Origin of the sequence: Halobacillus amylolyticus, assembly GCF_022921115.1 — a bacterium.
GTDB lineage: Bacteria > Bacillota > Bacilli > Bacillales > Halobacillaceae > Halobacillus_A > Halobacillus_A amylolyticus.
The window spans coordinates 756,421-781,953 of sequence record NZ_CP095075.1; the positions used below are offsets into that span (position 1 = coordinate 756,421).

Genomic DNA, 25,533 nt, shown 5'->3' on the forward strand with positions numbered 1-25,533 from the left:
CCTTAGTTAAAAGTGACGGCCAAATTAGCCTTGGCAATTTTGTTAAAAGGCACCTCTAGTTGCTTTGTGCGTGTTTTAATACGGATATCTATGGTTGCCGTTTCGCCTTCGAATTGTACGAGTGTACCTTCGAACTCTTTCTCATTATCAATAGGTTCATATAATTTCATATAAATATGTTCACCTACATACTTCTTAAAGTCCTCCTTCGTTTTCAGAGGACGTTCAGCGCCAGGAGAGGAAACCTCTAAAAAGTATGGAAGATCAATTGGATCGATTTCATCTAATTGTTCGCTCAACCTTTCTGAAACTTGACCACATTCTTCAATGTCAATCCCTTCAGGTTTATCAAGGAATACGCGAAGAAACCAGTTCTTACCTTCTTTTTTAAATTCGATATCTACAAGTTCAAGATTCATCTCTTTAACAATAGGTTTCACTAGTTCTTCTGTAATCTCTGTTACATTTTTACTCATATGGAATCCCTCCTTTTTACTCCTGTTTATTGCCGAATTGCTGCAATCATATACTTATTTTGCTAAGGAAAGGACTAATTTAACCCTTGTTCCCGTTTCGAAAGGAAACCGCTATGATGAAATCATAGCGGTCTTCTCGTGCAAGAACAGATCACTCCTACGGGCAAGTTCTAAGTAAAAGTGAGCCGTAAATATAAACGAAAGAGTGGGTTTCCCCACTCTTTCGCTCGTCTCTATCGCTCTTCTCACCATAAAAAATATACCATAGATACTACATTTATGCAATAGGGGGCCGAAAAGCGGAAAGGGGCGCTTAGACCTGAAACGCATAAGCAGAGCGGTGCAGTGGGGTGATCTTCCCCCACGGAAGCGAACTGCTTATGTCGCGAAGGTCTGCCCCTTGCAGCTAGACAGAGAAAAGCGGAAGTGCCCGGGTAGACACGACAGAGGAAGTTCGACTAAGATCGGCACGTCCTGTGCCAACGTCGAACTGACCCGCGTCCTGCGGGCCCAAGCAGAGCGGTGCAGTGGGGTGATCTTTCCCCACGGAAGCGAACTGCTTATGTCTCGAGTGTCTGGGCACTGCAGCTAGACAGCCATTCCACTTTTTAAAATAGCGATAGTTGGTTCTCATCAGGCATACCAGCCAGGCAGCCTTGATTATCCAAATATTCAAGCACCGTTTTCGAAATACGGCTGCGTTCTCTTAAATCCTGCTTGGAGAGAAACTCCCCTTCTCCACGGGCATTAACAATATTAATCGCTGCGTTTGTACCTAAACCATCGACAGCATTGAATGGAGGAATCAGTTGATTACCGTCAACAATGAAATCTGTCGCGCTTGATTCATAAAGATCAACACTCTTAAAGCCGTATCCTCGTTCACACATTTCTAGAGACAATTCAAGCACTGTCATTAAGCTCTTCTCTTTAGGTGTAGCATCCAGGCCCTTCATTTGGATCTCTTCAATTCTTTTTCGAATCGCATCAGAACCCTTAATCATCGTCTCTAATTCAAAGTCACTTGCTCTTACCGTAAAGTACGCAGCATAAAAGTAAATCGGGTAATGAACCTTAAAGTAAGCAATCCGGACGGCCATTAATACGTAAGCCGCCGCGTGAGCCTTCGGGAACATATACTTGATTTTTTTACATGAATCAATGTACCAATCTGGAACACCATTCTTCTTCATTTCTTCGATCCATTCATCCTGAAGACCACGCCCTTTTCGGACAAATTCCATGATTTTAAAGGCTAAGGATGGCTCAAGGCCTTTATGCATGAGATAAACCATGATATCGTCACGACAGCCGATCACTTCAGGCAATGTACAAATACCGTCATTTATGAGCTGCTCGGCATTGCCAAGCCATACGTCTGTACCATGTGACAGACCAGATATGATGACGAGTTCAGCAAAGGTCTTTGGCTTTGTATCTTCAAGCATCTGCCGGACAAATCGAGTACCAAATTCAGGAACACCAAGCGTACCAGTTTTACACATAATCTGTTCAGCGGTTACACCTAAGGCTTCAGGCCCACTGAAAATTTTCATTACTTCAGGATCGTCAACAGGGATTTCTTTTTGATCAATGCCGCTTAAATCTTGAAGCATGCGAATCACTGTTGGATCATCGTGTCCGAGAATATCAAGCTTCAGTAAATTATCATGAATCGAGTGGAAGTCAAAGTGGGTTGTTTTCCACTCTGACTTCGTATCATCTGCCGGGAATTGAATCGGTGAAAAATCAAAAATATCCATGTCGTCAGGCACAACAATGATGCCCCCTGGGTGCTGTCCTGTTGTTCTTTTGACGCCCGTACAGCCTTGAACAAGACGATCGACCTCTGCATTTTTATATTGCAGCTGGTGGTCACCTGCGTATCCTTTCACGTATCCATAGGCCGTTTTTTCAGCAATTGTACCAATCGTTCCAGCCCTATACACATTGTCTTCCCCAAATAAAGTTTTCGTATAATTATGGGCATGTGGCTGATACTCACCGGAGAAGTTCAAATCAATATCGGGTACTTTGTCACCTTTAAAACCAAGGAACGTTTCAAAAGGGATATCCTGCCCGTCTTTTTTATAGGCCGTCCCACATTCAGGACAATCTTTTTCGGGAAGATCAAATCCGCTGCCGATGGACCCATCCGTGAAAAATTCATGATGTTGACAGTTTGGACAAACGTAATGGGGCGGCAAAGGGTTCACTTCAGAAATATCTGTCATTGTTGCAACCAACGAAGACCCTACCGATCCACGTGAACCGACTAAATACCCATCCTCAAGAGATTTCGTTACGAGCTTTTGCGAGATTAAGTAAATAACGGCAAAACCATTGCCAATGATACTCTCAAGCTCTTTATCTAATCTTTTTTCTACAAGCTCTGGAATTGAATCCCCATACAGTCTCTTCGCTTTATTGTAGGACATTTCCCGGATTTCTTGATCGGCTCCTTCAATGTTTGGTGTGTACAAATCTTCCTTGACTGGATTGATCACATCAATGTTATTATTCAATCTATTTGTGTTAGTGACAACAACTTCTTTTGCTTTCTCTTCCCCTAAAAAGGAAAACTCTTCAAGCATCTCGTTTGTGGTTCTAAAATGAACATCTGGCAATGTTTGACGATTGAGCGGGTTCCCATTTTGTGAAGAGATAAGGATTTGCCGGTACATCTTATCATGGGGATCGAGGTAGTGGGTATTCCCTGTAGCAACAACAGTTTTCCCCAAACGATCACCCATATCGACAATCTTTTTTAGAATGTCATAGACTTGCGCCTCATTTTGGACTAAATCCTTTTCGATCAAGTGTGCATAATTGCCCGGAGGCTGTATTTCAAGATAATCGTAGAATTCAGCAACCTTCTCTGCTTCTTCTGCGGATTTCTGCATCATCGTCTCAAAGACTTCCCCTTTATCACAGCCTGATCCAATCAGAATACCTTCACGAAGTTTAGCAAGCCGTGACCTTGGCAGACGTGGAACACGATAATAATAGTTTAAGTGGGCCTCTGAAACAATTTTGTACATATTTTTAAGACCTATACTATTGACAGCAAGTAATGTGACATGAGAAGGCCGTGACCGTTGATAGGCTTTGCCTTCACCCATGTAATCATTTAGATTCATATGGTTGGTAATTTCTCGTCCAATAGCTTTCTTTACCAGTTTCCACATTAAATAACCTGTTACCTCAGCATCATAGATCGCTCTATGGTGTTGAGTTAGTTCAATATCAAAATGCTTACAGAGTGTATTTAATCGGTGGTTCTTAAGCTCGGGAACTAGAAATCTAGCAAGTTCAAGTGTATCAATGACAGGGTTAGGAGCTTTCGGATAATCGATCCTTTGAAAACCAGCATTAAGAAAGCCCATGTCAAAACTAGCATTGTGGGCTACTAAAATGTCATTGGCCATCCAATTATGGAAATCCTTCAACACGTCATCAATTTCAGGGGCATCATTCACCATGTCATCGGTAATTCCTGTTAAATCAATAGTTGTCTGGGATAGAGGATGATGCGGGTTGGCAAAGGATTCAAACCGATCAATGATTTCCCCGCCTTTTACTTTGACTGCAGCGAGTTCAATAATTTTGTCATACACAGCAGACAACCCTGTCGTTTCCACGTCAAAAACGACATACGTATCGCTTTCAAGGTCGCGATCCTGCTCTTCATAAGCAATCGGTACTCCATCATCAACTAGGTTTGCTTCCATTCCATAAATCACTTTAACGCCATGTTTTTGACCAGCAGCATGTGCCTCAGGATAGGCTTGAACAACAGCATGGTCGGTTATAGCGATCGCCTCGTGACCCCAGTTTGCAGCTTGGGCGATCAGTCTGGGAGCTGAAACGGGTGCATCCATTTGACTCATCGTCGTATGGGCATGCAGCTCTACTCGCTTCTCTCCTTCTTCCGCCTCATCTTTACGAAGTTTTGGAGCCATTTCATTAATATCATTGGCCATCATCGTTAATTCACTTGTAAAGTTATCTGTTTGGATACTCCCTCGGGCCTTGATCCACATTCCTTTTGTGACGTGCTTAAACATCTCAGCATGATCATCCCCGCGCGAGAACATCTTAATTGAAAATGAATCCGTGTAATCGGTCGCTTTTATAAGTAAAAGGTGGCGTCCGGAACGTAATTCTTTAATGTCGGCATCAAAGACATATCCTTCAATAATTTTCCTTCGTTCTTCCTCTTCAATGTTTTCCATTGGCTCTGCATCTTCCTGGATCTTATAGCCAATTTCAATGGGCCCTTTCGGTTTCGTATCCTCTTCTTTCTCCTTCGCACGTTCTTCCTGTTCTTTGACAGCTTTTTGAACAAGCTGTTTATCTTCTTTCTGCCGCTCTTCCTGAAACCTTTTTAATTCTTCCTGTTCTTCCTTCACACGTGTAGACAGCATCAGTGATGGCAGACCAGATTGAACACAAAAACTCTGCAATGGAGTGTCTAATTTCTTCTTCACTGCATGACTCTCCGCCAAGTTTCTACAAGTTAACATAATTTTATTTCCGTTAATTTCTGGCTGTTGCTCCATAAGTAAATCCTTGTAACCAGGATTTAAATTGGGCATGGACTGGATAAATCCTTTCCAGTACTCATTAATAGCGTCTGGATCTACACCTTTATCTGCTGCTTCAAACGTCCAGTCCACTTCTGCAATGGAACGGAACGCGCTCTGCAGCTTACTAATAAACAATTGATAAACAGAAGGTGGCAGTACACTTGGAATACTAAAGTGAAAATGCCACTTTTTTTCTGCTTTATATACGATCAGTTTCTCAAGTGAGCTATCTTTAAAATGAGGCTCAATCAGATCTTGTGGAAACTGGATTTGCTCCAATAAATAATGCATTTTTTCCTGATTGGTCACACCCAATGTGATTCCTCCCTGTAGGGGTAAATAAAACAAAGTGTCTATGCCCTCACTATTTGACTCGGGATAGACATACTTAAAGAGGATGTTCAAAAAACACCATGATAAACGGCGAATTTCTTCGTTGCTCGGTTTTTTCCGGTCCTCACGTATGAAAGGCATACGGCTTGCGATCCTCAAAACTTTCGCGGCTCGAACTTTGCGACGCGCAAGGAACGTGCTAGTGTCGACTTTGTCACAGGAGGTGACGATCTTTGTCGACGTTCTCATTCGTCAACTTTTTGAACACACACTTAAAGACATTATACTTCATGATTCTACATAAAAGATACCCTTGCTTGATAAACATATACGCAAGGGTATCTGAAGATTTTATTGCTTTAACCAATTTGATACGACAGATAAAATTTCGGATTGCTCAAGCTCTGATTGATTACCTGTTACGCGTTCTTTCATTTCAACAATTCCTTCTCCAGCTCGTTTCCCTACAGTCAAGCGAAGCGGAATTCCAAATAGGTCACTATCGGCAAATTTGACCCCGGCTCTCTCTTTACGATCGTCATATAATACTTCAATCCCAGCATCGATAAGCTCGTCATATAGTTGATCTGCTAATTGCTGCTGCTCTTCCTTTTTAGAATTTAGTGAGAGCAGGTGAACTTGGAATGGCGCGATATTAGCAGGCCATGTTATGCCTCGTTCATCATGGTACTGTTCAACGATCGCAGCAACAGTACGAGACACGCCGATTCCATATGATCCCATTACCATTGTCTGTGCTTTCCCTTGATCATCTAAGTAGGTGGCATTCATCTTCTCCGCATAGAACTTGCCTAATTTAAACACATGACCTACTTCAATGCCACGGGCAAATGTAATCAGTCCTTGACCATCAGGTGACGGGTCCCCTTCTTGAATAAAACGAAGATCCGCATACTGTGTGACCTGGAAATCCCGCTCAGGTGTGACATTGACATAATGATAACCTTCCTCATTGGCACCACAAGATACGTTGACAAGCATTTCTACTGCCAAATCGGCAACGACCTCAACTTCTTCAGGTACGTCAACAGGTCCTAGTGAACCAAAGCCTGTCCCAAGCAGCTCTTTTGTCTTTTCCTCACTTGCCAGCTCAACAATATCGGCTGAGTAAAGGTTTTTAAGTTTTACATCATTCACTTCATGATCCCCGCGGGTTACGACCATAACAAAACGATCATCCACTTTAAACATGATTGACTTTAATCCTTCTTCTAAGCCATGCCCCAAAAAGTCAGCAACCCCCTGCATTGTCTTCTGATCAGGTGTAGCTACTTTTTCCATATTTTTAAGAGCCGCTGTCGATTTTTCATAGGTTGTCACTACAGGTGCCATTTCTATGTTAGCCGCATATTCCGAAGTGTCAGAGTAGGCAATCACATCTTCTCCTACTTCAGAAAGGACCATAAACTCATGGGTATCCTTGCCGCCCATTTGACCGGAATCTGCGATAACAGCACGAAAGTTAAGCCCTAGCCGGCGGAAAATATTCGTATAGGCGTTAAACATCTTGTCGTAGCTCTCATCCAGGCTTTCAAAGGACTCATTAAACGTATAGGCATCCTTCATTAAAAATTCACGTCCGCGCAGCAGTCCAAAACGAGGCCGCTTCTCATCACGAAATTTATTCTGAATTTGAAAAACTGTCAAAGGAAGACGCTTGTAGCTTTTCACTTCATCGCGAATAAGGCTAGTAACCACCTCTTCATGCGTGGCACCGAGAGCAAACTCACGCTCATGTCGATCATCAATGCGCATTAGTTCAGCACCATATGTGTTCCAGCGTCCGCTTTCTTTCCACAGTTCCGAAGGCTGCAGACTGGACATCATCATTTCATGTGCCCCGATCTTTTCCATTTCCTGGCGCACGACTTCTTCTACTTTACGCAGCACACGGCGGCCAATTGGGAGAAAGCTGTATATACCAGATGCGATCTGACGTATGTATCCTGCTCGAACGAGAAGCTGGTGACTTTTTATTTCAGCATCGGCAGGGATTTCCTTTAACGTTGGGATTAACATTTGACTTTGTTTCATTTTTTCCACCTCTTTTTAAAAATGAAGCTGGAAGCGTATAAGAGAACGATCACTCCCTCCGCTTCCAGCTCGGTCATTTACAAGAATAAGCGTTGAATGTCATTCCATGTCACAACTAACATTAATAACATCAATAGAGCAAATCCAATAAAATGGACAATTCCTTCTTTTTGTGGATCGATCGGCTTTCCGCGTATCCCTTCAAGGCCAACAAATAGTAAGCGGCCTCCATCTAGAGCAGGGAGCGGCAATAAGTTTACGATCCCAAGGTTAACACTAAGAATAGATGTCCACATAACAAAGTTCGTCAAGCCTGTTTGAACGACACGGTCTGTTGCGTCATAAATCCCTACAGGACCAGACAGCATATCTAATGAAAATTGACCTGTGACAAGTTTTCCTAAATTGGTCAGAATTAACGTACCCCACTCATAGGTTTGCGTAAAACCATAGGTGAGTTTCTTAACAAATGAATCTTCAAAGGCACGTGCCACACCTACTTGACCAATGGTGACTTCCCCCTGTTCAATTTGTGCCGGTGTAACATCAACCTGTATCGTTTCCTCATTACGCTCAACAGATAAGGTCACTTGCTCCTCTGGATGATTTCTTACGATTTGAGTAAACTCATCCCACGTATTCACTGATTCCCCATCAATCCCAACAATTTCGTCTCCAGCCTGTAATCCCGCTTCTTCTGCAGGGGAGTCAGGCTGGACGTCACTAATAAGTGCATTATTTACGGGGACGCCTTGGATAAAGCCTAGAATCATAAACAAAATGATGGCTAGTACAAAGTTCATCATCGGACCGGCAAACAATTGCATCGCACGTTTCGGCACAGATTTTGAAGCAAACTGGCGATCATACGGGGCAATCTGTGTTTCTTTTTCATCCATGACAAACATCGCTTTAGGATCTACATCAAAGTAAAGCTTCTCTTCTTCGTCAATTTCATATCCTTCAATAATTAAACGATGATCGAGGTCAGCCCGTTCTACTTCAACGACACGAGCATAAGGATGTTTCGATTTATTGTTGACGATGATACGATTGACTTTACCTGCCTCATTGAATTCAAGTCCAATATGATGACCAGCCTTCAGTTCAACAATCTCAGGATCCTCTCCTGCTACTCTTACGTACCCACCAATAGGCAATAAACGAATGGTATAAACGGTTTCGTTTTTTGTGAAAGCGAAAATTTTCGGACCAAATCCGATAGCAAATTCTCTAGCAAGCATTCCTGCTCGCTTTGCAAAAATGAGATGCCCCCACTCATGGACAAACACTAACAGTCCGAACATGAGTATAAATGCTATTACTGTCGTCAAATGAAGCACCTTCCTTTTAGAGGTTGTTCAAAAAATCACGGTATCACTTGCGGTCAATCCTGCGTCAGCTAGGTCTAAAAATAGCTGTGTTCCTGCATCTACAAGCCTGTAACTAAGAAGAGCAACTTTCTAAGGTGCAAGACAGCCTACAGGAGCCCTTCAAGTGGCCTCGTTACTCGTACAACTTAGCATACGTTCGGCAACTCAAAATTACGCCACCTATCCAGCAATTTTTGAACATGACTTTTAGTTTAAATGGACACGTTTTCTCGTTTCCTCATCGATAGATAGTATGGTAGATAAGTCTGGGTTATGAATTGTTTTATGCTGTGAAAGTTCTTGTTGAATTAATTGTTCGATTTCAAGGAAGGAGATTTTACCTTCTAGAAATAATTGGACGGCTACCTCATTGGCAGCGTTTAGAACTGTCGTCATCGATCCACCCTCACGCCCAGCTTCATAAGCCATTCTGAGACAAGGAAAACGATCCATATCCATTTTCTCAAAATGTAGTGTAGCCATTTCTTCTAGATTGAGCTGCTTTGTATTTTCTAAAGAATAACGTTTCGGATACGTTAATGCGTATTGGATCGGCACTTTCATATCCGGAGTGCCTAACTGTGCCATGACACTTCGATCTACATACTCTACCATAGAATGAATGACGCTTTCTCTATGAAGAATAACATGAATTTGCTCATAAGGCACATCAAATAGCCAATGAGCCTCTATCACTTCTAATCCTTTATTCATCATAGAGGCAGAATCCACCGTAATTTTCGCCCCCATACTCCAGTTTGGGTGATTAAGGGCATCTTCAACCGTGACTCCTGCAAGTTCTTCCCTTTTTTTATCGCGGAAGCTTCCCCCAGAGGCTGTAATGATTAATTTGTGAATATCCTTTTTACTTTCGCCATTTAGTGATTGGTAAATCGCTGAATGCTCACTATCTACAGGTAAGAGAGCCACATTATGTTTCCTAGCAGCCTCCATAACTAAATGTCCTGCAGTGACAAGTGTCTCTTTGTTAGCAATGGCGATTGTTTTTCTTGCTTCAATTGCTTTAAGTGTAGCAGGAAGTCCAATACTCCCCATAACAGCATTTACAACCACATCCACCTGATCAGCAACACTCGCTTCAATAAGTCCGCCGCTGCCAAATAAAATAGTGCTTCCCTGCCACTCTTTTTCAAGCTTGTCCTTAGTTGCTTCATCCTGAACAACAACTAAAGCAGGTTGAAACTCCTTAATGAGCGGGAGAGCCCTGTCTATATTTTTTCCAAATGCCATAGCATATAGAGAAAATTCTTCTTTATGCAATCGAAGCACTTCAAGCGTTTGTATACCAATTGAGCCTGTAGACCCAAGTAATGCAATTTGTTTCATCCTGGGAACTCCCCTTTTACTATCGGTAATCGTTAATAAATATAAAACACAAATGAAAGAACCCAGTTCATAGCAAGAGCCTTTTCTTCCTCTGGAATGAAGCCAACTAAATGCAAGATCGGCAGCATAAAAATCAAACTGTCGAAGCGATCCAACACACCGCCGTGCCCTGGAAGAATTTTGCCGGAATCCTTTACAGCATAGTGACGCTTAAACGCTGATTCCACTAAGTCACCGATCTGACCTGTTATAGAAATAAGAATTGTTACGAGCAGTACAATCAGCAGAGAATGCTGAAGCGGTTCTATCATATGAAAGATATAGGCGACCACACAAGCAAGTACAACACCGCCGACCGAACCTTCAATGGTCTTCTTCGGACTGATTTGCGGCCATAATTTATGCTTGCCAAGTAATCGGCCAAATATATACGCCCCTGTATCTGTTGCCCAAACAACAAAAAGAGCATAGAACACGTACTCCAAACCGGCCTCTCTCGTTACAATTAGATAATAAAAGCCCATCCCGATATAAATAGCAGATAATAAAAGGAATCCAACATCATCGAAGGTAAAGCGGTTTTTCACAAGAACCGTATAACTCAGCAAGATTAAAACAGCTAACAAAGTGAGTTCAGATTTGGTTATAGGTAAATTATAACCAAAAAACATCCCCTGCTTATACATCAGTGTCCACATAAGCAGTAAAGTAATACCTGAGGCAATGGAATACCGAGCAATTTTTTTCATACGCATGAGTTCATATATAGCTATGCTTGCAATTAAATAGACAAAAGCCTGAAAGATTAGATCGCCAAGCATAACAATAGGCAGAAAGATTAATGCCGCGACTAATGCTGTAATCGTTCGTTGTTTCATAGTACGTTCACACCTTATATTCCGCCATAACGACGTTTGCGGTTTTGATAATCGTAGAGTGCTTGTTCAAATAGATGTTCGTCAAAGTCTGGCCAAAACACATCTGTAAACCAGAATTCGGCATAGGCAAGCTGCCATAATAGAAAGTTGCTTAACCGTTGTTCACCACTTGTTCTAATCAGCAAATCTGGTTCTAATAGTTCTGATGTGTATAGATGTGATGAGAACAGCTGTTCATCAATATCACCTGTTGAAAGTTCACCCTTTTCAACTTGTGTTGCTATTTGCTTCACTGCATTGACCATTTCAAAACGGCTTCCATAGTTAAGTGCGAAATTTAAAATAAGACCGCTGTTTTCAGAGGTACGACTGATGGCTTCTTCCACTGCTTTACGGGTATGTTCTGGGAGTAAACCAGTATCTCCAATCGTTTGGACTTGTACATTTCTTTCAATGAGTTCTGGCAAATATGTAGTTAAAAAATCAACAGGTAATTTCATTAAAAAATCAACTTCATTTTTTGGTCGTTTCCAATTTTCTGTTGAAAAGGCATAGAGTGTAAGGACATGAACCCCTAAATCTGATGCACGGCGAACAATTTTCTTAACGACACTCATGCCTTCTTTATGGCCAGCAATTCTTGGCAAGCCCCTCTTTTTAGCCCAACGACCATTTCCATCCATTATTATCGCCACATGATTAGGAATATGATCATGATCGAGACTCAGAGATTGCTGTGTCGTATGTTTCTTATTTTTGGTAAATGGAATCTTGATTGGCATGACATTATCCCCCAGTCCGTTGGTTCCACTTTTCTATTATATACTATTATCCTACACCATGCCGCCATTCACATAAAGAGTATTTGATAGCAAAATAAAAGCCGCACTGCCAAACAGCGACAGTGCGGCTTTATACACCTAATTGGCCTATCAGATCAAACTTCCATAATTTCGTCTTCTTTAGTCTTAGCTAGTTTATCAATAGAGGTAATATTATTATCTGTCACTTTCTGAACATCATCTTGATATTCACGAAGATCATCCTCAGTCAGGTCCCCGTCTTTCTCAAGTTTCTTCAGACGGTCGTTTGCGTCACGGCGAATGTTACGGACTTGTACTTTGGCTTCTTCTGAATATTTACCGACTACTTTAGCTAAATCTTTACGGCGCTCTTCTGTAAGTGCTGGGATGCTAATACGCACAACGTTACCATCACTTGACGGTGATAGACCTAGATCCGCTTTTTGAATAGCTTTTTCGATCTCTGAAACAGCAGACTTATCATATGGTGTAATAACAAGCAGACGCGGTTCAGGTGCACCCACTTGAGCTAATTGGTTTAAAGGTGTAGCCGCACCATAGTAATCTACATAAACATTATCCAAAATAGAAGGGTTCGCTCGACCAGCTCTAACCGTAGCTAATTGACGTGAGTAAGCTTGAACAGCTTGTTCCATTTGTTGTTTCGTTTCATTAATCACGGCATCTGACATGATTATTTCCCCCTAACAATAGTTCCAATATTTTCGCCCATTACGGCCTTTTTAATATTACCTTCTTCTGTAATAGAGAATACCAATAAATCGATATCGTTGTCCATACATAAAGAGGAAGCTGTAGAATCCATAACACCCAAACCTTCATTAAGCACATCCAGATAGGAAATTTGGTCATATTTCTTTGCGTCGACGTTCACTTTAGGATCGTCTGAGTATACACCATCGACATTATTTTTAGCCATCAATATCACATCTGCTTCCACTTCAGCTGCACGTAATGCTGCAGTTGTATCCGTAGAAAAATAAGGATTACCAGTTCCAGCAGCAAAAATAACCACCCGTTTTTTCTCTAGATGGCGGATCGCTTTTCTCCGTATATACGGTTCTGCAACTTGTCTCATTTCAATTGATGTTTGGACACGTGTTTGAATACCCATGTTTTCCAAACTGTCTTGAAGAGCCAAAGAGTTCATTACTGTAGCGAGCATTCCCATGTAATCTGCATTAGCCCGGTCCATACCCATTTCGCTTCCTACTTTCCCACGCCAAATGTTTCCACCGCCAACAACCACGGCGACTTCTACACCTAACTCGGCTACCTCTTTAACTTGACGGGAAATGGATTGTATAATCGTTGGTTCAAGACCGAAACCTTCTTTGCCACTTAAGGCTTCTCCACTCAGTTTTAGTACGATGCGACGATAGCGAGCTGTAGTCATAGCAACCTCCATTTTTTCCTAATCTATTTTTGTGTCGATCATGATGTTATTTTTAGCCATTGTATGTAACGTGTTTTAAAATAGGGAACACAATGTGTCCCCCGTTTTAAAATTCGCTTATTTTTTAACTTGGCTCATTACTTCGTCAGCAAAGTTTTCTTCACGTTTCTGCATACCTTCTCCAACTTCGAAACGGACGAACCCTTTAATCTCACCTTTAGAAGAAGCTACATACTGCTTCACCTTTTGATCTGGATCTTTAACGAAGCTTTGCTCAAGCAGGCAAATCTCTTCGAAGAACTTGTTCAAACGACCTTCAACCATTTTTTCAACAATTTTTTCTGGCTTTCCTTCGTTGAGAGCCTGTGTTTTCAATACTTCGCGCTCGCTGTCTACTTCTGACTCAGGAATTTCGTCACGGGAAACGTAACGAGGGTTAACAGCTGCTACATGCATCGCTACATCTTTTGCAACGGCTTCGTCTGTGGACCCTTCAAGTACAGTTAGAACACCAATGTTTCCGCCCATATGCATATAAGCACCAAATGCATCGTTATCCGTTTTTTCTTTAATAACAAAACGACGAAGAGAGATCTTCTCCCCAATTTTAGCAACCATATCTGTAATGTATTCATTAATCGTGTTGCCTTCACCATGAAGCTTTTGCTCAAGTGCTTCTTCAACTGTGGCAGGCTTTTGGTTCACAAGGTGTTGACCAAGCTCTTGAAGCAGTGTTTTGAATTGGTCATTTTTTGTAACGAAGTCAGTTTCGCAGTTCACTTCAAAAAGAGCTGCTGTATTGCCTTCGACTACGATATGTGCAGATCCTTCAGCAGCAATACGATCCGCTTTCTTCTGTGCTTTAGAAATACCTTTTTCACGGAGCCATTCCATTGCTTTTTCCATGTCACCGTCATTTTCAGTAAGTGCTTTTTTACAATCCATCATACCAGCACCTGTTTTTTCACGAAGTTCTTTTACCATTTTTGCATTAACAGCCATTGTGTAGCCTCCTTATTTATCTAGACCTTTACGATTAAGAAAAGCTCGAAGCGCCCTGATAGACAGAAAAGCGCAAGAGTTTATAGTTTCTTCACTCTTAAAAAAGGTGATAAAAGGTCTGCCCCCTTATCACCAATTGAACCGTCACCTACTCTTGAACAGCTTCCGCTTCCGCTTCTTCTGTTTCTTCAGTTTCCTCGCCTTGCTTCGCTTCAAGAACAGCATCTGCCATTTTTGAAGTAAGCAATTTAACAGCGCGAATTGCGTCATCGTTCGCTGGGATGACATAATCGATTTCATCCGGATCACAGTTTGTATCAACAATACCGATTACCGGGATATTTAATTTATGAGCTTCCGCGATAGCAATGCGCTCTTTACGAGGGTCAATGACAAACATTGCATCTGGAATTGAAGTCATTTCTTTAATACCGCCCAGGAATTTAACTAGACGATCTTTTTCTTTAAGCATATCAACAACTTCTTTTTTAGGAAGCACGTCAAATGTACCATCTTCTTCCATACGCTCAATGTCAATTAGACGGTTGATACGCTTACGGATCGTTTGGAAGTTCGTTAGCGTACCACCTAACCAGCGTTGGTTAATGTAGTACATACCACAGCGATTCGCTTCATCGCGAACTGTGTCTTGTGCTTGTTTTTTCGTACCTACGAAAAGGACATTTCCACCATCTTCGGCGATTTGTTTTACGTAGTTGTACGCTTCATCTACCTTTTTAACTGTTTTTTGCAGGTCGATGATATAAATTCCGTTACGCTCTGTGAAGATATACTTCTTCATCTTCGGGTTCCAGCGACGGGTTTGGTGTCCGAAATGCACACCAGCTTCTAGCAACTGTTTCATAGAAATAACAGACATGTTTTTGTTCCTCCCGTTTGGTTTTAATTAGTATCCTCCGCCCTCATCATCTCTCATTACTAACTCTTATCAGAAAGAGCAACCATTAATGAAATCAAAAGACGTGTGTATTGACACCGACAGTAAATATATCACAATGGACCTATTCATTCAAGTATATTTGATTATTTTATATGTTGAAACTTTACAAGCAGCTCAACTTCTGTTTTACCCATGTTTAATTCACGGGCAATTTCCTCCATACTAGCCCCATTTTGGTACATCACTATCACACTAGACTGAAGGGATGGTTGATAATCTTCTTCACCTTCTAATGGCAGCGGAGGAGTGTAGTCTGGTTTCTCCTCTGTATCGATACTATTTTGTTCTGGGCGCTGTTTCGACTGCTGGGATGTATGCTTGAGCCACCCATCCATTTTTGCGTTCTCTTCTTTTATTTCCAAAAGATAAGCATTAAATACCTCTTCAATTTCACTAGATACCTGTTTTTGACGCAATTCTAATTCCTCTGTCTGTTTCACTTTATTAAACAAGACCATAATAGTTAAAATCAAAACCCCATGCAGAATAAAGCTAATCGCTAATAGAAAGTACACCATTTCCTTCACTCACCTGTTAAAATCTATTGTCACACCTGGAGTCCCGACTAATCGTCGATAATCGAAATCTCATTCTCTCTAATCTTTTAAGTAGACTTTCACTTTTAGTCACATGAGCCTGTTCTAATTGCGTTTCCATCTTTACGAATTTCAACCTACAACACTCATTAGTGAATTTCTCAGCTTAAAAATGGCTTTAGCATGAATCTGTGATATTCTCGATGTCGTTAAATCCATGATCTCACCAATTTCTGTTAAGGTTAGTTCTTCTGTGTAAAATAAACTCACGACCAGTTGCTCTTTTTCATTCAATTTTTTAATATGCTGGGCTAGTTCCTTGTAATTCTCTTCCCTTATAAGGCTTTCAGTTGGTGTAGGTGTAGTCTTATCAGGTATGGAATAACCAATACCCTCTTTATGTTCATCAGGGCTGTCTTTTACTTTTTCTTCGATTGAGAGCACGTGGGCATAGAGGGCATCCTTCATAATTTCTTCAACATCGATTATTGACATGTTAAGCTCTTCGGCAATTTCTGTTGAGGTTGCAGGTCTGTGATACTGCTGTTCAATATGTTCAGCTGTATGTTCGATTTTTTTTGCTTTATCACGGACGGACCGCGGAAGCCAGTCCTCTTTCCGGAGCCCATCCATTATTGTCCCCCGTATTCGAAAAGAGGCATAAGTCTCAAACTTTAAGTCGCGGGTGATATCGAATTTTTTTAACGCATCGTATAAGCCTAGCAGTCCAAGACTCTTCACATCATCTTTACTAACGCTTCTGGGTAGATGGACAGCTATTCGCTGGACGTGAAAAAGAACTAAATAATAGTATTGTTGCACTAATTCATTTGCTGCTTCCATGTTTTGCTCGTTTACCCAAAGGTCCCACAGCTCTTGTTCTTGAGGAGATATAGAGCCTGCCATGATCATCCCTCCTCACTTTGTCATTAATAAAAATAGATTGGGTATGATTATCATCTTCGTTTCCTGCACGCCAATATCAGATCATTGACTCTCCCTTGTTAACCGTACGAATATGTAACAGGCTTGTTGCCGGATTAAACTCTATTGTTCGTCCACTCTTCCCGCCTGTATCCTCAGATTCAACAGGAATCATTAATTGAGAAAGTCTTTTCTTAACCGATTCTACATTTCTCGGACCTATTCTCATCGTATCACTCGCTGTTGAAAACTGAAACATCTGTGCGCCCCCCGCAAGTTTAGCAAGTAGACGGTGTTTCTTCACACCTTCTATTATCATTTTGTCAACCAAAGCATCAATAGCTGTGTCCGCATATTTAGCTCGGTTTAATGAAGCTTCTTTGCTTAATGTTGAATCCGGCAGCATAATATGTGCCATCCCTGCTATTTTTGATGATCGATCATAAAGGACAAGCCCCACACAAGAACCTAGACCTGAAGTGCGAATCAATGTATCATGTTTAACTATCTCAAGCTCAGCGATACCTATTTTAACCGTCCCTGCTACTCTACTCATGACCAGAGACTCCTAACGATGCGAATAAAGTATTGTAAGAGGGCGGATCAGGAATCAAAAAGAAATGTCCCTCTATCGATTCATTGGCAGCTCCCTTTTCACTTAACGATGTTTCGATGACAATCGCTACATCACTAACTTGAGCAAGCTCTATTAGGCCAAAGCTTAGAACAGAGCCTGCCATGTCAACTGTTAAAGACGGTACTGATGGTTGCAGATCGAGATTTGTTAGGTCCGAGAGAGCCGAGAGATACGATCCTGCTAAAATATTACCGAGCTCCTGTAAGGCAGAAAAAGCTACCTTAGGAGGATCAGTGTCATCTAGATTAAAGCTGGTTATACCAGTTATTTGGCTTACGAAACGTTCGGATTGTGTCGGGGTTAAAATGAAAAACATATTCCCCGGAGCATCCCCACTTAAACGGAGCATGATACTAACAATCCTAGTCTCTGATCCGCCAGCTAGTTCCATTACCTCCTGAAAATCTACTAATCTAACAGTAGGGACATGCATATCAATTTTCTTATGGAGCAACTTAGATAATGAAGTTGCAGCATTCCCCGCACCTATATTGCCAATTTCCTTAAGAACATCTAAATGAAAGCTGGTAAACTTCTCACTAAACTCCATCTGCCTATCCGTTGACCTCATGCAGTTCTCTTACCTCTTCCCTTGATAACACCTTATCTAAGTTGAGCAGGATGAGCAGCCGTTGCCCGACATTAATCACCCCTTGAATATACTCCGCTTCTATCCTTCCAACTACTTCTGGTGGGGGCTGAATAGCCTCCACTTCTATGTCCATAACATCATTCGCTCCATCCACAATAAGCCCGATATCCATCTCCTCAATGGTTGCGATAATAATTCTCGTACGCCCACCCTGCTCATATCCTTCTAGGCCAAATCGCTTTCGTAAATCGATAACAGGGGTGACCACACCTCGCAGGTTGATCACACCTTCCACAAATGGTGCAGTTTTCGGTACACGTGTGATGTGCATAACCCGTTCAATTGATCCTACATGATGAACCGGTATGGCATATTCTTCATCTTCTATTTGAAAAACGATCACTTTCACTTGTTGTACATTCTCATACGACATAAACATAACTAAGCCTCCCTATTATTTGATCAGTGCATTTGAGTCTAAAATTAAAGCGACTTGACCATCACCTAAAATGGTTGCACCTGATATGGCGAACCCCCCAGATAAATAATCACCCAATGATTTAAGCACAACTTCCTGCTGGCCAATAAAGGAATCGACGACGAACCCGGCCATCTTGTCCCCTTTACGAGCAATCACAAGTAAATAGTCATCATCCTCTTCTAGAGTTTGTGGTGTCTCTAAAATATCTTTTAAAAATACTAGCGGGATTATATTTCCTCTGAAATCAATGACTTTCTTATTATGTGCATGCATAACATCCCTTTTATTGACGATCGCTGTTTCTATAATAGAAGAAAGTGGGATCGCGTATTTCTCTTGTTGCACCTCAACAAGCATGACCGAAATGATAGAGAGAGTGAGGGGGAGTTGAATCGAGAATATGCTTCCCTGATCTAACTCAGAATCAATCTCTATCCTTCCACCTAATGATTCGATGGTATTCTTAACCACATCGAGACCTACACCTCTGCCTGACACATCGGAGATCGTCTCAGCTGTTGAGAATCCGCTTTCCATAATCAGTTCATATACTTGCTTGTCAGATAAATTAACAGCTTGTTCCTCCGTGATGACATGATTTGAAATCGCTTTTTGAATTACCCGTTCACGATGGATTCCTGCACCGTCATCAGTGATTTCAATAAATACATGATTGCCACTGTGATAGGCCCTTAGCTCCAGTTTCCCTGTCACCGGCTTGCCTTTTTGCCTCCGATCCTCTGGACTCTCAATCCCATGATCTAATGCATTGCGAATCAGATGAACAAGCGGGTCCCCGATTTCATCAATCACTGTTCGGTCAAGCTCTGTTTCCGCCCCAACTATTTGCAAGTCTATATCTTTATTTAAATCACGTGACAGTTGTCTCACCATTCTAGGGAAGCGGTTGAATACCTGCTCGATAGGAACCATGCGCATATTCAAAATAATAGTTTGCAAATCACCTGATACACGAGACATCCTTTCTACCGTGTCCTTCAAATCATTATGATCCAACTCATTGGAAATTTGCTCTAAACGTCCGCGATCAATGACAAGTTCTTCAAACAGATTCATCAATACATCGAGTCGGTCTATATTAACGCGGATCGTTTTATTGGCAGCTTGCTTCCCTTTTTGCTCAGGAGCTGTGGATTGCTCCTCAGGCTTCCCTGCCCCTTGTTTTGCTATTATCTTTTCCTCTTGTTCTAATGAAGATGGCGAATCGCGATCTGATTGGGCTGATGTGTATGTATCAACATCAAATACTGAAATGTGAACATCGTCAATTTCAGAGATTTTCATAATCTTATTTTTAAGGTTGTCAGCTTGATCATCCGTAACAAATAACACCTGAAAACTCGTTCCAAAATTCTCATTTTCAAGTTCCTCCACAGCTGGTGTAGACTGAATGACTTCACCAGCTTGCTCGAAAACATCAAACACCATATAAACACGGGCTGCCTTTAACAAACAGTCCTCTCTTAGAGCAACGCGGACGATCCAGTTATTTAGTCCTTGCTCACTCGATTGTTCAAGAACTGCAAGCGCAAATTCATCCAATTCCACGGGGTTACCTACATTTGTTTTATTTGTTGCTTGATGACCAGCTACTTTAACTTCGGCCGTTTCTTTGTTTTCAATCGTTTGTAATAAAGCAACGACCCGGTTGACATCCCGTTCCCCTGTACCGCCACTTGCAATGTCCATCACCATGGCCTCGAGATCATCGACTGAATCGAATACGACATCGAGCATGTCAGAATCGACGTAAATTTTTTCGTTTCGAACCCCATCCAAAACATTTTCCATCTTATGTGTAAGGTTAGACAAGTCTTGATAGCCCATTGTTGCAGACATCCCTTTTAAAGTATGGGCAGATCTGAAAATCTCGCCAACGATGGCTAGATCTTTAGGGTTCTTCTCCAAATCTAATAATCGATCATTTATCGACTGTAAGTGTTCTTTACTTTCATCAATGAAAATTTCTAAATATTGATTGGTCTCCACATTCAATTCCCCCTGCCTAAAATGGCCTGTACTATTCTGTGATTTATATCGTCAAGTGGAGCAATTTCATTAGCTAAATTTGCTTTAATGACCGCTTTTGGCATCCCGTACACAACACAAGTTTCTTCTGATTCGGCAATACAGTAGGTTTCTGGGCACTGTGTTTTCAGTTCGATTAACCCCTCCATACCATCTGTCCCCATCCCTGTCATGATGACAGAAACCGTTTTGTACTGTTTCACCTTGGCTAGTGATTGGTATAAATAATTCACTGAGGGGCGATGTCCATTCATCGGTTCGCCCTGGCTGAGAGAAATTTTCAAGTGCTCGTACGTTGCTTCAACACCCATATGAAGATCCCCTGGGGCAATGTAGGCCACGCCACTTTGTAACTGTTCTCCGTGTTCTGCTTCTTTTACATGTATAGAAGCTAATTGACCAATACGCTTAGCCAAAGATTTCGTAAACCCTTTAGGCATATGCTGGACGACTAGAATCGGCGCCGGAAAACCTTTAGGAATCGCTGTAAGAACTTCCTGTAAGGCCCTCGGTCCACCAGTGGATGTCCCAATCGCAACAACGGAACGACCGTTTCCCCTTGATCCCTTTAATGGTAATCTCTGCATCAATTTTACTGGGGATTTTTTTGCAACGTTTGCTTTACTAGCAGTTATTATTTTTTGAATGATTTCTGTTTCTACTTGATTTATGTCAAGGGAAATCGCCCCTGAAGGTTTTAATACAAAATCAACGGCACCAAGACTGATGGCTTGGAGTGTGCTTTCCGCCCCTTTCCCCGTTAAGCTGGACAGCATCACGATAGGCTTCGGATCCTCCTGCATTAGACATCTTAATGCCATAAGCCCATCCATCACAGGCATTTCGATATCCATTGTAATGACATCAGGAGAAAGATCTTTAACTTTCCGCAAGGCATCTTTCCCATTTCGAGCCGTCCCAACAACCTCCATTCGATAATCCTTGTTTACGATGTCAGACAGGACTTTTCTCATGAACGCTGAATCATCTACAATTAATACTTTTACTTTGTTCAATCTATATCTACCTTTCTCCTTGAAAAACGGAGGATCTGTGGTACCGAGTTAGCAGCAAGTGGACACGATTAACCATTCTTACTTCAAAACAAAGCGCTTTAATTTTGAAATAAAAGATTCAGCTTTCTCATTATTTGGTCTCTTCAATGCGAGGTATTGTGCTGCAATTTGTCCGACAGCCCTACTCGCCTGACTCTTTGGCTGGGCAAGAACAAAAGGAAGCTGATTCGTTACAGCTTTTAAAACCGCGCGATCATCTGGAACCACACCTAAATTAGAGAGCTGTTTATTAAGAAACTTCTCCACGGCAGCCTCAAGTCTTCTAAATGTGCTCAATCCAGCTTGATCACTCAGTGCCCGATTAATCAGCACATGAATAGGTAAGGCAGGATCATGTCTTATTAAATGCTTGATCATTGCATAGGCATCGGTGATCGATGTGGGCTCGGCTGTTGTTACAACGATCGCCTCATCGGCAGAAGTGATAAAATGCAAGCTCTCCTCTGTGACACCTGCTCCCATGTCGAACAAAATAAAATCGTACTCAGTGGTAAGCTGCTCAAATGCTTGTTGAAAATAACGAAAGCTATTATTATCTAATTGGAAAAGTGTAGTTAACCCCGAACTCCCAGCGATATAGGCCAGATTATTTGGCCCCGATTCAATAATATCGCGAATATCTTTCCGCTCTTGAAAAAGGTGGACGATCGAGTATTTTGGTGTAACACCAAGCAGAATATCTACATTCCCCATACCAATATCAAGGTCGAAAATTAATACCTTTTTCCCTTGCTCTATAAGCTTTAAAGCAAAGTTTATCGTGAAGTTCGTCTTGCCGACACCGCCTTTTCCACTGGCGATGGCCATCGTTTTCGCCTTGGGCATATCCATTCTAATCAGACGGCTGCGAAGTTGTTCAGCTTGATCAGCCATTCGCTGCAGCCTCCATGACTGAGCGAACGAGTGATTTTCTGCTCGCAGGCTTTATATCATCAGGAACATTTTGACCATACGTAACATAGGCGACACCGATATTATGATTCACCGCCATGCTGATGGCACCGCCCATTCTTGATGTCTCATCCTCTTTCGTAAAGATAAGCTTCTTTATCGGAATATCTGCAAACTGTTGATAGATATTACTCATGTCAGGGTACTTAGATGTAAGCGATAGCACTAAGTACGTCTCTGTATCCTCTGTAAAATCAACCACTTTTCTCAGTTCATTTACATAATGGGCATCTCTAAAGTTACGACCTGCGGTATCGATGAGTACGAGGTCATAGTCTTCAAATTTTTCCCTCGCCTGAATATAATCTTCTAAGCTATAGGCAACTTCGAGCGGGATATCTAGGATTTTCGCATAGGTTTTCAACTGGTCAATGGCTGCAATCCGATACGTATCGGTTGTAATGAATGCGACCTTAAGATGTTTATTTAACAGGGCATCAGCCGCTATTTTGGCGACTGTGGTCGTTTTCCCTACCCCTGTTGGTCCCACAAGATGTACATACTGTTTCTTAAAAGACTCATGACCAAATGAGAGATGTGTCAGCTTCTTTTGCAGTTCATCTTCAGCAAGATTCGTCCACTGTTCATCAGAGATATCTCGATTTGCTGTCAGCTTCTGCAGTTCATCTGCAAGCTCCTTAGCGAGCATGGGCTCAACTTCCTGTGAAACAAGATGCCTATGTATAGATTCAATTGCGGCTGGATAAGAAGGTTGATGATGCTGTGTTTGAATCATAGCTTTTAACGACTTTAATTCCTTCAATAATTCATCGTTAGGAGCGTTTTGTCCTGAGAAGTCTCCTTTCATTTCAGTTTTAGTTTCCTTCTTTGGAACATGTTCGATAGTGGGATCGACTGCTGCAATTACTTCCACGTGACTCTTTTTAAATAGACCTAATACTCCTCCAACCTTAATCGGTTTGGAATTCAATATGACTGCGTCTGTTCCAAGCTCTTTTTTTACTTTCTTCATCACTTCCGGCATTGTTCCAGCTTGAAATTTTTTCACCTTCATGCGACATTCACCACTCCCACGCTTTGTACTTCTACATTAGGATCGAGCTCGTTATAAGATAATACGACGACTTGTGGAAGGAAACGGTCGAGCAACTGCTTCACATACATTCTCACTGCAGGTGAACATAATAAAATAGCCGTTTCTTCCTGTAACGATACTTGTTCCACTTGGGCAGCTATCGACTGTACGATCGTTGCTTGCGAGTCTGGATCAAGCGATAAATAGCTGCCATGCTCCGTCTGCTGGATATGATCAGCAATCAGCTTTTCTACTTTACCCGAAACCGTAATGACACTTAGACTGTTATCTTCTTTTCGGTATTGGGTTGTAATTTGCGATGATAAAGCTTGTCTTGCATATTCCGCTAACAGCTCGCTGTCATTTGTCATTTTTCCAAAGTCAGCTAGCGTTTCAAAAATAACCGGTAAATTTTTAACCGAAACATTTTCCCTTAGAAGTTTGGCTAACACCTTCTGTACATCACCAATTGCTAATGGCTCAGGAGTAACTTCATCTACTAAAATGGGATACGACTCTTTCAAATGGGTGATGAGCTGTTGTGTTTCCTGACGACCGAGTAGCTGATGGGCATTTTGCTTAATCACTTCAGTAATATGGGTAGAAACAACGGACGGGGGATCCACTACGGTGTAGCCGGAAAGTTCCGCTTCGTCTTTAAGCTCCTCCGTAATCCACTTCGCCGGCAAACCGAATGCCGGTTCTTGTGTATCAATGCCTTCCATCGTGTCATCAGCAACACCTGGACTCATGGCTAGAAAATGATCGAGCAGCAATTCCCCTTGAGCTACCTGATTCCCTTTGATCTTCAAACGGTATTCATTCGGTCCCAATTGGATATTATCCCTGATTCTCACAACAGGAATCACAATCCCAAGCTCGATTGCAAGCTGTCTTCTTATCATTACAATCCGGTCAAGCAGATCTCCACCTTGATTCGTGTCAGCAATCGGAATAAGCGCATACCCAAATTCAAACTCGATTGGATCCATACTTATCAGACTTACGACATTTTCGGGTGACTTCATTTGATCACTTTCCGCTTCATCCAACTGTTCGTCCTCAACAAACTCAGGCTCCTCACTTACACGAGACAACCAATAACCGCCGAAAATTAAAACCGATCCAATCAATCCCGTTAGAAAGAATGGAATAGGAGTCAAGCCTAAAAGCAAGATCGTTCCGCCGGCGATATAGAGCAGTTTCGGGTACCTTAACAGTTGAGCCGTTACATCTGTTCCGAGATTTCCTTGTGAAGCAACACGGGTCACCACAATTCCGGTTGCAGTCGAAATTAGCAAGGCAGGAATTTGACTGACAAGTCCATCCCCAACCGTTAAACGCATATACACATCGACCGCTTCCCCAAATGACATGCCCATCTGAACCATTCCGATGATTAAGCCAAAGATAATATTAATTAGGACAATAATAATTCCCGCAATGGCATCACCCTTGACGAATTTACTCGCACCATCCATCGCCCCATAAAAATCGGATTCATGTTCAATTTTCTCTCTACGCTCTTTCGCTTGATGTTCATTAATCAAACCTGCATTTAAGTCTGCATCAATACTCATTTGCTTCCCTGGCATAGCATCAAGTGTGAAACGAGCTGCGACTTCAGACACACGTTCAGCACCCTTCGTGATAACTAGAAATTGAATAATTACTAATATAATAAACACAACAAACCCTACCAGCGGATTTCCCCCAATTACGAAAGTTCCAAAGGTAGCAACGACTTCACCTGCCTCGGCTTCCGATAAAATCGAACGTGTAGTCGATACATTCAAAGCTAAACGAAATAAAGTCAACAATAAGAGCAAGGTTGGAAAGACGGCAAATTTCAATGCTTCATCCATATTCATTGAAACTAAAATAACGAGTAAAGCCAGGGCTATATTAACTAATATTAAAAAACTAAGAAGCCACCCAGGTAATGGTATGACAAGCATGATGATGATTAAAATAACACCTAATAAAACGGATAAGTCCCGTGCTGACATAGTGGGGC

Annotated in this window: 21 protein-coding genes; all 21 read right to left on the bottom strand. The window is 41.8% G+C overall.

All coding sequences use genetic code 11. From position 1 onward, the window contains the following. Window positions 1-2: 2 nt before the first annotated feature. Window positions 3-476 carry a ribosome maturation factor RimP gene (gene rimP / locus MUO15_RS04010; protein WP_245033653.1) on the bottom strand — a complete coding sequence of 158 codons (474 nt, stop codon included), beginning with the start codon at window positions 474-476 and terminating at the stop codon, window positions 3-5. A gap of 608 nt (window positions 477-1,084) precedes the next feature. Then, window positions 1,085-5,380 carry a PolC-type DNA polymerase III gene (locus MUO15_RS04015; protein ID WP_245033654.1) on the bottom strand — a complete coding sequence of 1,432 codons (4,296 nt, stop codon included), beginning with the start codon at window positions 5,378-5,380 and terminating at the stop codon, window positions 1,085-1,087. A 369-nt stretch (window positions 5,381-5,749) separates the two neighbouring features. After that, entirely contained in the window at window positions 5,750-7,453 is a 1,704-nt protein-coding gene (locus MUO15_RS04020; protein ID WP_245033656.1) for a proline--tRNA ligase, read from the bottom strand. A gap of 77 nt (window positions 7,454-7,530) precedes the next feature. After that, on the bottom strand, window positions 7,531-8,787 hold the full coding sequence (gene rseP, locus MUO15_RS04025) for an RIP metalloprotease RseP (RefSeq protein ID WP_245033658.1): 1,257 nt from the start codon (window positions 8,785-8,787) through the stop codon (window positions 7,531-7,533). Window positions 8,788-9,033: 246 nt separating this feature from the next. Continuing rightward, entirely contained in the window at window positions 9,034-10,173 is a 1,140-nt protein-coding gene (gene dxr, locus MUO15_RS04030) for a 1-deoxy-D-xylulose-5-phosphate reductoisomerase (RefSeq protein ID WP_245033660.1), read from the bottom strand. Between the two features lie 32 nt (window positions 10,174-10,205). Then, on the bottom strand, window positions 10,206-11,051 hold the full coding sequence (locus MUO15_RS04035; protein ID WP_245033662.1) for a phosphatidate cytidylyltransferase: 846 nt from the start codon (window positions 11,049-11,051) through the stop codon (window positions 10,206-10,208). A gap of 14 nt (window positions 11,052-11,065) precedes the next feature. Continuing rightward, entirely contained in the window at window positions 11,066-11,833 is a 768-nt protein-coding gene (locus MUO15_RS04040) for an undecaprenyl pyrophosphate synthase (protein ID WP_245033664.1), read from the bottom strand. Between the two features lie 155 nt (window positions 11,834-11,988). Then, window positions 11,989-12,546 carry a ribosome recycling factor gene (gene frr, locus MUO15_RS04045; RefSeq protein ID WP_245033666.1) on the bottom strand — a complete coding sequence of 186 codons (558 nt, stop codon included), beginning with the start codon at window positions 12,544-12,546 and terminating at the stop codon, window positions 11,989-11,991. A gap of 2 nt (window positions 12,547-12,548) precedes the next feature. Continuing rightward, window positions 12,549-13,271, bottom strand: a complete 723-nt coding sequence (gene pyrH, locus MUO15_RS04050; protein WP_245033668.1) for a UMP kinase — start codon at window positions 13,269-13,271, stop codon at window positions 12,549-12,551. A gap of 117 nt (window positions 13,272-13,388) precedes the next feature. Then, window positions 13,389-14,273, bottom strand: a complete 885-nt coding sequence (gene tsf / locus MUO15_RS04055) for a translation elongation factor Ts (protein ID WP_245033670.1) — start codon at window positions 14,271-14,273, stop codon at window positions 13,389-13,391. A gap of 148 nt (window positions 14,274-14,421) precedes the next feature. Beyond that, the gene (rpsB, locus tag MUO15_RS04060; RefSeq protein WP_245033672.1) at window positions 14,422-15,153 is read right to left on the bottom strand and encodes a 30S ribosomal protein S2; all 732 of its coding nucleotides are present in this window, start codon (window positions 15,151-15,153) and stop codon (window positions 14,422-14,424) included. 164 nt (window positions 15,154-15,317) lie between these two features. Continuing rightward, window positions 15,318-15,752, bottom strand: coding sequence for a DUF6115 domain-containing protein (locus MUO15_RS04065; protein WP_245033674.1), 435 nt, complete (start codon window positions 15,750-15,752; stop codon window positions 15,318-15,320). A gap of 150 nt (window positions 15,753-15,902) precedes the next feature. Beyond that, window positions 15,903-16,676 carry a FliA/WhiG family RNA polymerase sigma factor gene (locus MUO15_RS04070; protein ID WP_245033676.1) on the bottom strand — a complete coding sequence of 258 codons (774 nt, stop codon included), beginning with the start codon at window positions 16,674-16,676 and terminating at the stop codon, window positions 15,903-15,905. A 76-nt stretch (window positions 16,677-16,752) separates the two neighbouring features. Further along, complete coding sequence (locus MUO15_RS04075; protein WP_245033678.1) at window positions 16,753-17,250, bottom strand: chemotaxis protein CheD; 498 nt, start codon at window positions 17,248-17,250, stop codon at window positions 16,753-16,755. After that, window positions 17,243-17,881: a chemotaxis protein CheC gene (locus MUO15_RS04080; RefSeq protein WP_245035836.1), complete on the bottom strand. Its 639-nt coding sequence runs from the start codon at window positions 17,879-17,881 to the stop codon at window positions 17,243-17,245. The genes MUO15_RS04075 and MUO15_RS04080 overlap by 8 nt, the downstream gene beginning before the upstream one ends. Window positions 17,882-17,885: 4 nt before the next feature. Then, window positions 17,886-18,362, bottom strand: a complete 477-nt coding sequence (locus MUO15_RS04085) for a chemotaxis protein CheW (protein ID WP_396266319.1) — start codon at window positions 18,360-18,362, stop codon at window positions 17,886-17,888. Window positions 18,363-18,377: 15 nt separating this feature from the next. After that, window positions 18,378-20,414, bottom strand: a complete 2,037-nt coding sequence (locus MUO15_RS04090) for a chemotaxis protein CheA (protein WP_245033680.1) — start codon at window positions 20,412-20,414, stop codon at window positions 18,378-18,380. Window positions 20,415-20,416: 2 nt separating this feature from the next. Next, a complete protein-coding gene (locus tag MUO15_RS04095; protein ID WP_245033682.1) occupies window positions 20,417-21,469 on the bottom strand; it encodes a protein-glutamate methylesterase/protein-glutamine glutaminase in 1,053 nt (350 codons plus the stop codon). 78 nt (window positions 21,470-21,547) lie between these two features. Then, window positions 21,548-22,402: a MinD/ParA family protein gene (locus MUO15_RS04100; RefSeq protein WP_245033684.1), complete on the bottom strand. Its 855-nt coding sequence runs from the start codon at window positions 22,400-22,402 to the stop codon at window positions 21,548-21,550. After that, window positions 22,395-23,495 carry a flagellar biosynthesis GTPase FlhF gene (gene flhF, locus MUO15_RS04105; RefSeq protein WP_245033686.1) on the bottom strand — a complete coding sequence of 367 codons (1,101 nt, stop codon included), beginning with the start codon at window positions 23,493-23,495 and terminating at the stop codon, window positions 22,395-22,397. The genes MUO15_RS04100 and flhF overlap by 8 nt, the downstream gene beginning before the upstream one ends. Next, window positions 23,492-25,525 (bottom strand): flagellar biosynthesis protein FlhA, encoded by a 2,034-nt coding sequence (gene flhA, locus MUO15_RS04110; RefSeq protein ID WP_245033688.1) that lies wholly within the window; start codon window positions 25,523-25,525, stop codon window positions 23,492-23,494. The genes flhF and flhA overlap by 4 nt, the downstream gene beginning before the upstream one ends. Window positions 25,526-25,533 lie beyond the last annotated feature (8 nt).

Bases quoted from the DNA above. Each gene is read 5' to 3' on its own strand.
- rimP (WP_245033653.1), bottom strand. From the start codon at position 476: ATGAGTAAAAATGTAACAGAGATTACAGAAGAACTAGTGAAACCTATT.
- MUO15_RS04020 (WP_245033656.1), bottom strand. From the start codon at position 7,453: ATGAAACAAAGTCAAATGTTAATCCCAACGTTAAAGGAAATCCCTGCC.
- dxr (WP_245033660.1), bottom strand. From the start codon at position 10,173: ATGAAACAAATTGCATTACTTGGGTCTACAGGCTCAATTGGTATACAA.
- MUO15_RS04035 (WP_245033662.1), bottom strand. From the start codon at position 11,051: ATGAAACAACGAACGATTACAGCATTAGTCGCGGCATTAATCTTTCTG.
- MUO15_RS04040 (WP_245033664.1), bottom strand. From the start codon at position 11,833: ATGCCAATCAAGATTCCATTTACCAAAAATAAGAAACATACGACACAG.
- frr (WP_245033666.1), bottom strand. From the start codon at position 12,546: ATGTCAGATGCCGTGATTAATGAAACGAAACAACAAATGGAACAAGCT.
- pyrH (WP_245033668.1), bottom strand. From the start codon at position 13,271: ATGACTACAGCTCGCTATCGTCGCATCGTACTAAAACTGAGTGGAGAA.
- tsf (WP_245033670.1), bottom strand. From the start codon at position 14,273: ATGGCTGTTAATGCAAAAATGGTAAAAGAACTTCGTGAAAAAACAGGT.
- rpsB (WP_245033672.1), bottom strand. From the start codon at position 15,153: ATGTCTGTTATTTCTATGAAACAGTTGCTAGAAGCTGGTGTGCATTTC.
- MUO15_RS04065 (WP_245033674.1), bottom strand. From the start codon at position 15,752: ATGGTGTACTTTCTATTAGCGATTAGCTTTATTCTGCATGGGGTTTTG.
- MUO15_RS04070 (WP_245033676.1), bottom strand. From the start codon at position 16,676: ATGGCAGGCTCTATATCTCCTCAAGAACAAGAGCTGTGGGACCTTTGG.
- MUO15_RS04075 (WP_245033678.1), bottom strand. From the start codon at position 17,250: ATGAGTAGAGTAGCAGGGACGGTTAAAATAGGTATCGCTGAGCTTGAG.
- MUO15_RS04080 (WP_245035836.1), bottom strand. From the start codon at position 17,881: ATGGAGTTTAGTGAGAAGTTTACCAGCTTTCATTTAGATGTTCTTAAG.
- MUO15_RS04085 (WP_396266319.1), bottom strand. From the start codon at position 18,362: ATGTTTATGTCGTATGAGAATGTACAACAAGTGAAAGTGATCGTTTTT.
- MUO15_RS04100 (WP_245033684.1), bottom strand. From the start codon at position 22,402: ATGGCTGATCAAGCTGAACAACTTCGCAGCCGTCTGATTAGAATGGAT.
- flhF (WP_245033686.1), bottom strand. From the start codon at position 23,495: ATGAAGGTGAAAAAATTTCAAGCTGGAACAATGCCGGAAGTGATGAAG.
- flhA (WP_245033688.1), bottom strand. From the start codon at position 25,525: ATGTCAGCACGGGACTTATCCGTTTTATTAGGTGTTATTTTAATCATC.